We start from the raw sequence: 13,097 nt of genomic DNA on the forward strand, positions 1-13,097 counted from the left end.
GGCCCAGAGATTTCCTCTTCAGGTTTTGTGCTGCTACTGGTGGTGATACCTTTTCGGTAAGGCGCGGTTTGACGCGTTCAACAACGTCAAACCGCGTCTCGGTCTATTGCGCCGTCTCGGCCCAGTATTCGGCCTTGATCGTTACCTTTTCGCCGGCGACGTCGTCGATGACGACACGCGGGGGTGGATTTTTCTGTACACGCGGTCGGAGGAAATAATTTCCAGCAGTATTTGCTATACCAAATTGATATCCGCGTCGTTGCCAACAGCCACAGCGATTTTCCTGTCCGCGTTCGGGCTCACAGCTATGGTTGACGATAGACGTGTTCCGGAGTGTCGAGTTCGGCGCGAGTAAGTAGAGGCTATCTGTGTTTCGGAGCTTGGTCGCGAAAAGTCCAACCTCGATAACCTTGCCCTTCAGGGCAGATGTTTCAACGAAGTCGCCAAGCCGGAACGGGCGAAGTACCAACAGCATGATACCGCCCGCGATATTCTGAAGGGTTCCTTGCAGAGCCAAGCCTATCGCAAGACCCGCTGCACCTAAGGGCGGCGACGATTAAGGCGGTCTGCATTTTCAAAGCTGAAAGCTGATACGTCCCTTTAGGGGTCGATCGAACAGAATACGCCAGCGCAAGTTTAATCAGTGCGTGTGCAAGCGTATATTCACAGGCGATATCGGGAGACCATTGAAAACATGCGCAGGCTGCAGAATGATCCCCGCTTGCAAGCCATTGCCGGCGCTGTTGTCATCGGCGTTTCTCTATGGGCTTTGTCGCGATCGGCAGCAGATGATCACACCTCGGCGATTGATGAAGAGCTTGACGATGAAAGTACCGCAAGGGCTTGTGGCGTTGCTAAGTCGATAACGACAGATGGCACCGCGCTTTTTCGCTCACTGGCGGCCCAATGCGTTCGAGGTCAGCGCCCATACGTGCAGTTTCTGCAGCAGCGCCTCACGGCTTACCGAAGCAGCTGAGCCGAGCGGCCGTTCATCGATGATCAAATTTGAAATTAAAAATATTACTGAGTCACTTGTGGCTTCAACCAAACGTTCCTGGGTTGGCATCCCTTAAAGAGCATTCGGTTATTTGAGCTTAATGGCACAGCGGCAGAGGAGATTACCCCCTTATCCGCCGAACTCGTTGGCGAAGATTGACAACGTCTTGAACGCCCAACCATAGTCGCTCCGTCGGGTAGCGTTTTCTGCGGTGATGGGATGAAGGTACGGGCGGTCGCTCTGGCGGCGCTGGGGAGCATGGCGTCGTTTGCCGGATCCGCGTGGGCGGATGTTCTGGCGCGCCCATCCGCTGCTGGAGGCTCCGTCATTTCCCGCAAATCCGGGGAAGAGGCCCGTTTCGTCGAGCTGAACAATTGGCGTGGTGTCGATGTCGACCAGGCGCTTCTGGCCGGCACACGTTGCGCACCAATGCCAAAGGGCGTCTTGCCATTCTTTTCGCCGATGGCACACAGGTGCGCATGGGGCGAAATACCACGCTTGTCGTCCGCTCCATCAACACCAGCGCCGATAGCCAGCTTGAGAAGATTGACAACGTCTTGAATGCCCAACCATAGTCGCTCCGTCGGGTAGCGTTTTCTGCGGTGATGGGATGAAGGTACGGGCGGTCGCTCTGGCGGCACTGGGGAGCATGGCGTCGTTTGCCGGATCCGCGTGGGCGGATGTTCTGGCGCGCCCATCCGCTGCTGAAGGCTCCGTCATTTCCCGCAAATCCGGGGAAGAGGCCCGTTTCGTCGAGATGAACAATTGGCGTGGTGTCGAAGTCGACCAGGCGCTTCTGGCCGGCGACACGTTGCGCACCAATGCCAAAGGGCGTCTTGCCATTCTTTTCGCCGATGACACACAGGTGCGCATGGGGCGAAATACCACGCTTGTCGTCCGCTCCATCAACACCAGCGCCGATAGCCAGCTTGAACTGCAGGGCGGCACGATATGGGCACGCGCAAAACGCGGCGGCACCGGTATTGCCGTAGACACCCCGGCCGCAGCCACTGCGATCCGCGGCACGGACTGGACGCTAACCGTCGAGGGCGGCCAGACAACGCTATCCGTGTTCGAGGGCTCCGTATCGCTTTCCAATCCGCAAGGCTCGGTCACGGTGGCGAAAGGAGAGGGCGCGACTGTCTCGATCGGGCAGGCGCCTCGCAAATATACGCTGGTCAACCTGGAGGAGCGGGAACAAATCCTTCTCTACAGCGAGCTGCGTGGGATTTTTTCAGGCCTTTCGGTGAGCAACTTGAAGCCGGCTGAGCTGCGGGCGGAGCGTGCGCGTATCCTCGCCTTGAACGAGGCTGCGCTTAGCACGGAAGAACATCTGCTGCTGGCGGAAGCAGCACTCGAATATGATGGCTTTGCGGCCGCAAAGGCCGCGATCGCCGCCTTGCCCCGCCCCCTGCCCAGCGCGTTTGAAGCGCGTGCAAAGCTGGTGGAAGCGATGATTGCCGGCAACGATCTGCACTATGACGATGCAGCCCGCCTCTTTCGTGCGGCCATGCCCGGCCTGGGGCGCGATCGTCGCGCAGCGGCAGCCTATGGCCTCTGGTTTGCCGAAACCCTTGCCGATCCTGACCGACGGACGCCCGCGCCAGGAGCAAGCAATTATGATGACACCCCTGTCGGCGTGCTGGCCCGGGCCTCCGTTTTCGCCAATGATCGGGGAACCGCCGCGGCGATCGATTTCCTGAAGGCCGCCGAAAAACGTTTTCCGGATGACGCCCGCCTGCCGGCGGCCCGAGCCGACCTCGCCTTCGAACTCGACCGTAGAGATGAGGTTCGCGAAGCCTTGGCACGCGCGCTGGCCATTGATCCCGACAGCCCGGCAGCGCTTTTGACCAGCGCCCGTTTTCGAACCGCCATCAACAGCGACCTCGACGGCGCGCTCGCGGAGCTGGAGCGGGCGGTGAAGGTAGCGCCCGGCGCGGATGCCGTCTGGAATGAAATCGGCATCGTCCAGAGCGATCGCAACGCGATTGTCGAGGCTGACGATGCCCACCGGCGCGCGATCGAGCTCAACCCTCAGAACGCGGCGCTCTATGCCAATTACGCCCGCTTCCTGATGGATAACGAGCAGCTAAAAGCGGCGAAATCCGCACTCGACATCGCCGAGAGGCTGGATGCCAAATCCTATGCCGTATTGGCGGCCAAGGGTCGGTATCTGCTGCGCATGGGCAAGACCGACGAAGGCGAGCGCGCCCTGCTGGAAGCCTCCGCGATCAACCCGACCTATGGTGACAGCCTGATCGGGCTTGCGATCGCCGCCTACCAGAATGGCAACGAGGAAGAGGCAATCCAGGCGCTCGATAACGCCGACCGTTATGAAGACGAAAATCCCTCGATCCCGTTGATCCGCTCCGGGATCGCCCTTGACCAGTTCCGGGCCGATGAAGCGATAGAGCAGGCGCGCGAAGCCCTGAGACGCCGGCAGGCTCGTGGCGGGTATTACAACGGCTACGATGCCAACCGCCAGGCAAGCTCCTTCCTCGGTGTCACACTCGACAATCTCGGCCTCAGCGAGTGGGGCGACTATTATGCCGACCGGGGGTATGACCCCTTCAAGGGCTCATCCTATCTCGACGAAGCCGATGGCGGGCGCGATACGCCCTTCAACGGGGAATCGCCGCTTTCGACGCCCCAGGAACGCCGACAACCGGGCAGCTCGACCTTTTCGTCACAGATGCAGGCGCTGATGCTCGACCCGATGGCGGTCTCCAGCGAAGCCAAGCGCAATTCGCTAGAAGGCCGCAGCTTCTTCGAAGCGTCGCTTACCGGTGGCGTGATGTGGGAAAAGGACGGCGATCTCGGCTGGAACGATCAGCTGCAACTGCAGGGCACCAGCTACGCCGCCCTGCCGATCAGCTACTACCTGCAGGCGGACATGGTGCGACCTGACAGCCCGCGCGAAAACGACCGCGACGATATCGAAGCCGTCAATGCGCAGATCGGGATACGCCCGACGCTTGAAGACAATGTCTTCCTCTTTGCCAATGTGGGCCAAACCGAGCGCGGGTATCCGGGGGCGGATTGGAACCCGACGCCCTATGACATCAGTGAAAACCGGTTCACCAATGTGGGTATCGGCTGGGCTCATACGGTTTCGGATCGCAATGTGATCGAGGCTTTTGTTGCCGGCAACGACGTCCACGAACATACCGAATTCGATTTCGTCGGCTATGATCCCATTCTTGACGGCGATGCCTTGATGCAACTCAAGGAGAACACACGCCAACGCACATTCACGGCCGGCGTTTCCCATCTCCTGGGCATCGACGCCGTCACGCTGCGCTACGGGATTGAAGGCAGCGTCTGGAGCGGTGATTATGACTATTCAGTCTACACGTTCTGGAGTGGCGACGAATATCGATCTCCGCGTTTTGAATCTTCCGGCCGTTCTGCCCGTCTCTACGGCGATGCTCTTTGGGAGATCGACCAATCGCTGCAGGTCCAGGGGGGCCTCTTCTACAACTGGGTTGAAGACAACAGCGATTACCACCGTGTTGATCCCCGTATCGGCATCGCCTGGGCACCTGTCGATAATCACTGGCTACGTGCCTACTACCGGGAAGATACGAGCCTTGATTCCAGTTACACGCTGGCGCCGATTTCCACTGTCGGACTGGCCCCCCTTGACTTGCCGCTTGTGACGACCGGGCACTCCAAGACCGCTGCGTTACGTTGGGATGCGGAGTGGAATGAACGTTTCTTCACTTCAGCCGAATATCAGCATCAGACATTGGAAGGGCTGTCATTGCGCGTGCCCGACGTGCTTTACACCCGGTTCGGTGCAAGCGAAGGGCGTATCGATCGTCTCAACATCAGCGCCAACTATTGGATCGGCGGCGGATTTGGTGCGTATGGATCCTTGACGCTGATGGAGAGCAAAAATTCCTCGCCTGGCAAGCCGTCTGGCATTGGGCTGCCCATGGTGCCTGAACAAATGGCGCAGGTCGGCATTACCTACGTCGATCCAAATCGCTGGACCGCAACAGTTGGACAGACCTTCGTCGGCAAGCGCGCTGGAACCGATTCAGGCCTTGAGCTTGATCCATTTTCACTCACAAATATCGGCTTCTCGTGGAAGTCGCTTGAGGGTCATCTCGAAACGAGCCTGCAACTGCTCAACGTGTTTGACCGAGATTTTCAGGTGGCCTACGGTGTCGCTGCACCCGGCCGAACACTTCTCGGCAGCATTCGCGCTCGATTCTAAATGCTCAACCAACAAGCACAGACATTGGCATGCCAATATCGATGGGTATCAGCGAGCCGAGAAGGCACCGAACGTCATTCGGCCGCATCCCGCGCGTCTATCGTAGCGATCAGGTTAGCGTCTTCCGGAATGACCGCTTTCGCTTTGTGCCGGTCCAGAGCGGACGGTTGGCCGGCCCCGCGGCGTGTGCTCATACGATCGCTCTCCACATTGTCGTGAATTTTCCGCAGCCAAAAAGGCCGGAACCGTGACACGGGAACTGACGCTCTTTGTCGAACAGTGGACGAGCGGGCACGGCGCCAACGCAGGCGCGAGTACCGTCTCAAGAGAAGCCGGGATGTAAGATAAGCAGTTGAGACCGGTACACCAGGTCTTATGTAAGAGAACCGTTTGTTGATTTGCACTGATGGGTTGGACGCCCCTTTCGATGCAAGGACTTTTTACCGCTGAGCGAGTGATCGGGTGCGTACATGTTTCAGACCTCATATTGCGGCCATGACATGCCGCGGGCCGGTATGGTGATACGCGGATCAGATTCCATATCAGTTATCTCGACCATATTCTTACCGCTGCTCTCACGGATCACATGCCGAAGGCGGATGTCTGGCTTAAAAGCGGATACAAGACCTTTGCGGATAAGATCGCTCTCTGTCAGGCGCTTGAGGTCATCGATAGCGAGATCGCCGGCGAATGTTAATGCAAGCCGCCGACTCCCAACAGCCGATCGACCGTGTCGTGGTCTGCAACGACTGCATGCGGCGTTCCGGTCCAGGCGATGAGGCCCCGTTCCAGCACGATGACCTGATCGGCGAAATCGAGCGCGCTCTGGATACGCTGTTCGACGAGCAGGATGGTCATGCCGCCGGTTCTGGCGAGTTCCGAGAAGGCTTTCATCAGTTCCTCGCAGATGACCGGCGCGAGGCCTTCGAGCGGTTCGAGCCGACATGTCCGATGAAACGGGGAGCACTCCACCGTATAGATATCTTGCGGCGCGCGAGGTTTTAGCCGTAAAGTTCTCAGCGTTTTTCACACGGCCGCAGGCCGCTCTCAGAGGCGAGAAGTTCGGGGGATGGAGCTTATTTTTCTTCGGTCGAAAGTTGGACGTTTCCGGTAAAGGAGATTGCCAGCTGGGACGCAACCTAGAATGAAGTGGAACGAGTGGACGATAGGAATATACTCTTGAGCTATTGCCTCATGGGTCTAACTGGTTGGCGATGTCGCAGCCCTATCCAGCTTTGACACTCACATTTGCCATAGGATCGACGCAGGCGCTGCCCGGATTTTTTCGCTGAATGGCGTCACACGATCATGATCGTGAAGCACAACCCCTTGCACGAATTTGTCGCCCGCCGCTTCTTGAAGTTTTTTCAGGCCGGAAAAATCTTTCGATCGCAGCGTCGCTGCGGATTTAACCTCGATGCCAACGATCCGGCCTCTCCGATCCTCCAGCACGAGATCGACTTCGTCCTGTTCGCGCGTCCGGAAATGTGAAGGTGTAACGTATCTCTCACTCCAGGTAAGAAGTTTGAGAACCTCGCCAACGACAAAGCACTCCAGCAGAGGCCCCAGACGTGTCCGGTCGGAACGGATCGCTTCTGCGTCGGCGTCGCGTAAAGTTGCTAGCAGACCGCTATCCAGCATGTGGAGTTTTGGCGACTTTATAAGCCGCGACAGGCGATTGGTGAACCAGGGGGAAAGTGATCGCACGAGGAAGAGGCGATCCAGGACCGCGACATACTTTTGAACTGTTGGGATCGAAAGACCAAGCGCTGTTGCAACGGCTTGATGATTGACAAGTTGTCCCACCTGTTCCGAAAGAAGCCGTGTTAAGCGCGGTAGCTTATCAAGCTGTTCAAGGTTTGCGATGTCGCGCACGTCCCGGTCGAGCACAAGTGCCAGATAATCTTCATGCCATGCTCTTCGACGGTTGGGATCGGTTCGCCGCAACGCCTCCGGATAACCGCCTTTTAGAATTGCTTCGACGAGACTTTCACCGATGACAGGTGGGGCTTCGACAACCGGTCCCTCTCCCTCAAATAGGCGATCAATCAGACGTCCCGGCGAACCAGAGATTTCGGCTTGTGCCAAAGGAAGCAAGGTGATGATTTCTATCCGACCGGCAAGGGAATCACCGACGTTAGGAAGCGCCATGACGTTGGCCGAACCGGTCAGCAGAAAGCGGCCCGGCCGTGGATCGTTATCGACGGTTTGTTTGATCGCCAACATAAGGTTTGGCGCCCGTTGGATTTCGTCGATGACCCCAGAGTTCACGCTGCGGATGAACTCAACCGGATCTCGGCGTGCGCGATCGAGTGTCGCCTCGTCGTCGAGAGTGAGATATGGCCTTTCCGTCGTCACAAAACGGCGCGCCAGCGTAGTTTTGCCCGCTTGTCGTGGGCCAACGATCATAACCACTCGCGTATCTTCGAGGGCTGCTTCAACCTTGCTTTCGGCGTAACGGCGAAAAAGGGGGCGAGATGACGGGGCGCTATTCATCCGCAGTTCTTAACGCAGTTGTCCGCGAAATTAAAGTGTCTTGACCGCGATTCTTAATTAAAAGTCTCGCGGATCGCAAATTGTGCCGTCAAACCTTCACCCCTGCGCTGCGCAAAATGGGGACTATGGGACTCAGGGCGCCTGGTGCAGGCAGCTTACATAAACCAACTACAACAAGCCATCTGTCATCATCCTCAATTGAGACGCGACAGGTCGACACGTGGGTCGGCGTTCGAGGGATCGGTGTTATCAGTGGCCATCGCAGCGCCGTTGGTGACGTACGGAGCGCGCGTATCATGGGCTCTGGCTTCCGATTCAACACGATCGGCTTCTATTTCCAGCGTTCCGGGATCCGGTTCTACGAAAACGGATTTGCCTTCGAAATGCCCGGTCTTCCAGGCATAAACGGCATCATCAAACGCCTCCGGCGGCTCTGATCCATACCATTTCGTGACTATGCGATAGAGCCTCGCGAACAGACCCGTCCCAACTCGAATATTTTCGCAAGCGTCAAACAGGTTGACCTTTAGCTCGGAGACTTTGTTCACACCGATCCCGGCGGGGTATTGCGTAACTCCAACTCTGACGACCGCATGGCCAACATATTTCGACACGATCGCCATCGCCTCCGCGCTGGTCCTTGCAACGGGCACAAGAACAAGCCGATCGCCGGATTTCACGGTAACTGATAGGGGGTTTGCGGAACCAGCCTCAGCAATGAACCGTTCGATGATGGCGGGCTTCAGGTCTGGAACCGCGCATTTGGTGATCAAGGCAGGATCAAACAAGCCCTGAGACGCCGGCAGGCTCGTGGCGGGTATTACAACGGCTACGATGCCAACCGCCAGGCAAGCTCCTTCCTCGGTGTCACACTCGACAATCTCGGCCTCAGCGAGTGGGGCGACTATTATGCCGACCGGGGGTATGACCCCTTCAAGGGCTCATCCTATCTCGACGAAGCCGATGGCGGGCGCGATACGCCCTTCAACGGGGAATCGCCGCTTCTGACGCCCCAGGAACGCCGACAACCGGGCAGCTCGACCTTTTCGTCACAGATGCAGGCGCTGATGCTCGACCCGATGGCGGTCTCCAGCGAAGCCAAGCGCAATTCGCTGGAAGGCCGCAGCTTCTTCGAAGCGTCGCTTACCGGTGGCGTGATGTGGGAAAAGGACGGCGATCTCGGCTGGAACGATCAGCTGCAACTGCAGGGCACCAGCTACGCCGCCCTGCCGATCAGCTACTACCTGCAGGCGGACATGGTGCGACCTGACAGCCCGCGCGAAAACGACCGCGACGATATCGAAGCCGTCAATGCGCAGATCGGGATACGCCCGACGCTTGAAGACAATGTCTTCCTCTTTGCCAATGTGGGCCAAACCGAGCGCGGGTATCCGGGGGCGGATTGGAACCCGACGCCCTATGACATCAGTGAAAACCGGTTCACCAACGTGGGTATCGGCTGGGCTCATACGGTTTCGGATCGCAATGTGATCGAGGCTTTTGTTGCCGGCAACGACGTCCACGAACATACCGAATTCGATTTCGTCGGCTATGATCCCATTCTTGACGGCGATGCCTTGATGCAACTCAAGGAGAACACACGCCAACGCACATTCACGGCCGGCGTTTCCCATCTCCTGGGCATCGACGCCGTCACGCTGCGCTACGGGATTGAAGGCAGCGTCTGGAGCGGTGATTATGACTATTCAGTCTACACGTTCTGGAGTGGCGACGAATATCGATCTCCGCGTTTTGAATCTTCCGGCCGTTCTGCCCGTCTCTACGGCGATGCTCTTTGGGAGATCGACCAATCGCTGCAGGTCCAGGGGGGCCTCTTCTACAACTGGGTTGAAGACAACAGCGATTACCACCGTGTTGATCCCCGTATCGGCATCGCCTGGGCACCTGTCGATAATCACTGGCTACGTGCCTACTACCGGGAGGATACGAGCCTTGATTCCAGTTACACGCTGGCGCCGATTTCCACTGTCGGACTGGCCCCCCTTGACTTGCCGCTTGTGACGACCGGGCACTCCAAGACCGCTGCGTTACGTTGGGATGCGGAGTGGAATGAACGTTTCTTCACGGCTGCCGAATATCAGCATCAGACATTGGAAGGGCTGTCATTGCGCGTGCCCGACGTGCTTTACACCCGGTTCGGTGCAAGCGAAGGGCGTATCGATCGTCTCAACATCAGCGCCAACTATTGGATCGGCGGCGGATTTGGTGCGTATGGATCCTTGACGCTGATGGAGAGCAAAAATTCCTCGCCTGGCAAGCCGTCTGGCATTGGCCTGCCCATGGTGCCTGAACAAATGGCGCAGGTCGGCATTACCTACGTCGATCCAAATCGCTGGACCGCAACAGTTGGACAGACCTTCGTCGGCAAGCGCGCTGGAACCGATTCAGGCCTTGAGCTTGATCCATTTTCACTCACAAATATCGGCTTCTCGTGGAAGTCGCTTGAGGGTCATCTCGAAACGAGCCTGCAACTGCTCAACGTGTTTGACCGAGATTTTCAGGTGGCCTACGGTGTCGCTGGACCCGGCCGAACACTTCTCGGCAGCATTCGCGCTCGATTCTAAATGCTCAACCAACAAGCACAGACATTGGCATGCCAATATCTATGGGTATCAGCGAGCCGAGAGTTGTTGGCGCAAGGACGGTAAGGGCGTTGGCGATGGTCGCCGAGCTCGTACACGGCGCCCGCATCGCTTCTCTGATCTCGCGCGGTTTTCGCTGGCCCATGGCGGCAAGGATCGCCACCCTTTTCCAGTGCCGCTAAAAGTGTACGACAAGACGATCGATGTCATGATATCCGCGGTGAGGAAGGGCCGGCTTGGGCGACGAGGAGTTACAGGCCTTGAAGCGGCTCGACGATCAATCCCGGCAGCTGGAGCAATATGTCACTGGTCCGGGCCTCAAGGAAATCGTCGCTGGGTAGTTCCACAACTCTGCGCTCTTTGGCGGCCGCAGCGTCTTCGGATGGGAACGGCCGCCGGACCAAGATACGAGCGTCTCTAAACACATACGCAAATAAGATGCACCCTCGGCAAAAGGACAGCTGGCCGTCCCTTGCCGGAACCGGAATGGAACGGAAAGCAGAACCATGTCCAGACATGCGTTCGAAAAGTCGTTGATGGCTAAAACACGCCCGGAGGAGATCTTTACAGCCGCAGGTAGTTCAACGATTTCAGCGCCGAGGCCGTTGTTTCGGGCGTTCGATCCTCAGCCGCGCTCCCCCGCCACACGCGTTCTTGAAGGCGCCCTCCATGCGTCGTTGGAAGACAATCGTTTTGATTTCTGCACTTGATATCGGGATTGCTGCGCAAAGTTGCGCACCGAGACTGGCGGCTCTCAAACGGATCCGCGCCGGATCGTGTTCGTTTTGTTCAGACGTGAGGTAGTCGTCCACGTGAACGGAGCTTGCTGGCTGCAGACTGCACATTTGTTGCGCGGTATCACAGCACTTCCAGTGGTCTCTGGAAATAAACTTTTCAAACAGTTGGCAAACGTTTCCAAGGCATTCCCCACCAGGCGAAAAATTGTGTCCAAGAGACAGATTTTAACCCCTAAAGCCATCTGAAGGCTCCACAGGCAAGTCTAATCGAAGCGTCTAAACGGAAGGATCTCGGCTGATTGCTTCGTTTCATTTCGCTTCCTCATCTCGCAAAATAGTCTTTCGTAATCGAGAACGACGCTGTAAGCGGTGGCGACGGTTTTCTCATACAACTCTTTGCCTTGGTCGACTTCCAATTGCTTCGCCGCTAGGGCACTTCGGAGGTATGCCAGTTCCTTTTCAGCGTCCTGCATCATCTTCCGATCCCGATTCTTCACGCCAAGTCCAGGAGCAAGATGACTTACGAACGCGACAATCACCATGTTTATGCGCAGAGTAAACATCGATAGCCACGCTCACAATCACGTTGAACTATTTGCGATTTCGAATTGATCACTGGGAGGAAAGGCGAACCCACCCCTATAGGGAAAAATATTAGACTAGCCTAATGGAGCAAATTCGTCAATTTCACTATCATGTTGTATTCGCTACCGATCACGCCAATCAGAGGTTGATAGACAAGTGCACGGGCTTGCACAAGAGCCCCTTTCAAGGGCCCCGCCCCCCCGGGCGATCAGCACCGCCGATAGCGTTGCGAAGCCGATCCACTCAAGTATCCCGCATTTACACGTCTCTTCCCCCCGATATCGACAGAGAAGAGAGATACATCGATAGGCTTAGTGCGGCGCACCAGTTCGACAGCCGTACAGTGTGCGTTTCTAAACCGTTCATGCATGTATTAGAAATAGATAATGCTCGATTAAAGTTGCCTACTTCAGTTGGCAGAGTGCAAAGCTACCGGATTGGCTAGCTACGACCAAGGGTATTTCGACCTTTAAATCGACAAGGTCGATCACCGGCTGCTTTTAAATGTTGCTGTGGCGGGTGCAGGACGGACGGGTCGTCGATCTTCCCTATCGGTTACTGAAGACAGGCCACGGTGACCGTGCCTGATCACGGCCTTCAAGCGAGGGTGTTCCGCAAGGCGGCGTAACGGCATCAAAATATTTTTGTCAGAAATTGTGCCCAACAGCCAGCGAAAAAAGAAAGGGCAAGCGCCCTTTCACACCGTTGACGTTGTAGGTGGCGATCTTCATCAGCGTTTGTGATCGCCCTTATTGCGTTCGCCTCACTTGGCCGTTGTCATGGCCTTTGTGTGGCGGTCTGCCGCAAGAGACTTCCCGACGTCGACAGACTCATTGAACTTTCCGTCTTCGTCGCGCCGGACGTACCGTTTGTCAGGGCCGTTATCGATAAGTTCTCTCTTTGATTTGTCATTTTCCTGGCAAGTTACTGGGTCTTCTCTGTTCCTGCAGGCGCAACCGACTGGCTGTCACCGCCTGTGCCGGACTCAGACGTTGGATCACGATCCGTTGGGGCGGTCTGCATCTTCTCCCCGGCTGGCGGAGTATTATCGATCACCTTTTGGTCCGTCGGGGTGACCACGGCCTTTGGCGTGGTATTCGTTGTCTGGTTGATGTCTGCAGCCGCATCATTATCGACGGCCTCGCCGTACATTTCGGAGATGCCCCATGCGACCATTGCTAGGACGAGGCCCCCGATCAGGACCATCAAAACTGGGCGGCCCAGGAAACCCTGCCGGGCTTCAACCGGTGTTTCGACAACAACTTTGCCCGTTTCCGCCGCGTCGACCCGGTCGCCGCGTTCGTCCGTGTATGTGGCCATGGCATAATCCTCCTGAATTTAATGCCGTTTAACCTTTTCATACGCCGATTGTTCCCACCCCTTCCGTTGCGCGACGTTCGCTTTTCCCGGTTACTACGCTCGATGTTTCGGCTTGCTTGGCGGAGCGTTGATCTCAA

General features: G+C 57.0%; 9 protein-coding genes and 2 pseudogenes. 5 read left to right on the forward strand and 6 right to left on the reverse strand.

The window, feature by feature from the left end:
- Positions 1-103 precede the first annotated feature (103 nt).
- Positions 104-517: a mechanosensitive ion channel family protein gene (locus ACSQ3J_RS26375; RefSeq protein WP_060505662.1), complete on the reverse strand. Its 414-nt coding sequence runs from the start codon at positions 515-517 to the stop codon at positions 104-106.
- A 177-nt stretch (positions 518-694) separates the two neighbouring features.
- Here ACSQ3J_RS26375 and ACSQ3J_RS26380 point away from each other — a divergent pair, with 177 nt between their 5' ends.
- From ACSQ3J_RS26380 to ACSQ3J_RS26390, 3 genes are all read left to right on the forward strand, one after another.
- Complete coding sequence (locus ACSQ3J_RS26380; protein ID WP_156397718.1) at positions 695-976, forward strand: hypothetical protein; 282 nt, start codon at positions 695-697, stop codon at positions 974-976.
- Positions 977-1,416: 440 nt separating this feature from the next.
- Positions 1,417-1,572: a FecR domain-containing protein gene (locus tag ACSQ3J_RS26385; protein WP_436040666.1), complete on the forward strand. Its 156-nt coding sequence runs from the start codon at positions 1,417-1,419 to the stop codon at positions 1,570-1,572.
- Between the two features lie 35 nt (positions 1,573-1,607).
- Positions 1,608-5,219 carry a FecR domain-containing protein gene (locus ACSQ3J_RS26390; protein WP_436040667.1) on the forward strand — a complete coding sequence of 1,204 codons (3,612 nt, stop codon included), beginning with the start codon at positions 1,608-1,610 and terminating at the stop codon, positions 5,217-5,219.
- Between the two features lie 693 nt (positions 5,220-5,912).
- Here the strand turns inward: ACSQ3J_RS26390 and ACSQ3J_RS26395 are convergent.
- From ACSQ3J_RS26395 to ACSQ3J_RS26405, 3 genes and pseudogenes are all read right to left on the reverse strand, one after another.
- Positions 5,913-6,155, reverse strand: a pseudogene (locus tag ACSQ3J_RS26395) (ABC transporter ATP-binding protein); the annotation flags it as partial.
- 306 nt (positions 6,156-6,461) lie between these two features.
- On the reverse strand, positions 6,462-7,715 hold the full coding sequence (locus tag ACSQ3J_RS26400) for an ATP-binding protein (protein WP_060505678.1): 1,254 nt from the start codon (positions 7,713-7,715) through the stop codon (positions 6,462-6,464).
- A 194-nt stretch (positions 7,716-7,909) separates the two neighbouring features.
- Positions 7,910-8,503, reverse strand: a complete 594-nt coding sequence (locus ACSQ3J_RS26405) for a hypothetical protein (protein WP_060505679.1) — start codon at positions 8,501-8,503, stop codon at positions 7,910-7,912.
- A 279-nt stretch (positions 8,504-8,782) separates the two neighbouring features.
- Here ACSQ3J_RS26405 and ACSQ3J_RS26410 point away from each other — a divergent pair, with 279 nt between their 5' ends.
- Positions 8,783-10,300: a TonB-dependent receptor gene (locus ACSQ3J_RS26410; protein WP_436040668.1), complete on the forward strand. Its 1,518-nt coding sequence runs from the start codon at positions 8,783-8,785 to the stop codon at positions 10,298-10,300.
- Between the two features lie 65 nt (positions 10,301-10,365).
- Positions 10,366-10,755: pseudogene (locus ACSQ3J_RS26415) on the forward strand (DUF763 domain-containing protein); the annotation flags it as partial.
- A gap of 563 nt (positions 10,756-11,318) precedes the next feature.
- Here the strand turns inward: ACSQ3J_RS26415 and ACSQ3J_RS26420 are convergent.
- Both ACSQ3J_RS26420 and ACSQ3J_RS26425 read right to left on the reverse strand, forming a co-directional pair.
- On the reverse strand, positions 11,319-11,531 hold the full coding sequence (locus ACSQ3J_RS26420) for a hypothetical protein (protein WP_156397685.1): 213 nt from the start codon (positions 11,529-11,531) through the stop codon (positions 11,319-11,321).
- A 1,033-nt stretch (positions 11,532-12,564) separates the two neighbouring features.
- Complete coding sequence (locus tag ACSQ3J_RS26425) at positions 12,565-12,960, reverse strand: hypothetical protein (protein WP_060504962.1); 396 nt, start codon at positions 12,958-12,960, stop codon at positions 12,565-12,567.
- Positions 12,961-13,097: the final 137 nt, after the last annotated feature.

Origin of the sequence: Rhizobium sp. LjRoot98 (genome assembly GCF_964252935.1) — a bacterium.
Lineage (GTDB): Bacteria > Pseudomonadota > Alphaproteobacteria > Rhizobiales > Rhizobiaceae > Pararhizobium.

Bases quoted from the DNA above. Each gene is read 5' to 3' on its own strand.
- ACSQ3J_RS26380 (WP_156397718.1), top strand. From the start codon at position 695: ATGCGCAGGCTGCAGAATGATCCCCGCTTGCAAGCCATTGCCGGCGCT.
- ACSQ3J_RS26390 (WP_436040667.1), top strand. From the start codon at position 1,608: ATGAAGGTACGGGCGGTCGCTCTGGCGGCACTGGGGAGCATGGCGTCG.
- ACSQ3J_RS26400 (WP_060505678.1), bottom strand. From the start codon at position 7,715: ATGAATAGCGCCCCGTCATCTCGCCCCCTTTTTCGCCGTTACGCCGAA.
- ACSQ3J_RS26410 (WP_436040668.1), top strand. From the start codon at position 8,783: ATGCTCGACCCGATGGCGGTCTCCAGCGAAGCCAAGCGCAATTCGCTG.
- ACSQ3J_RS26420 (WP_156397685.1), bottom strand. From the start codon at position 11,531: ATGATGCAGGACGCTGAAAAGGAACTGGCATACCTCCGAAGTGCCCTA.
- ACSQ3J_RS26425 (WP_060504962.1), bottom strand. From the start codon at position 12,960: ATGGCCACATACACGGACGAACGCGGCGACCGGGTCGACGCGGCGGAA.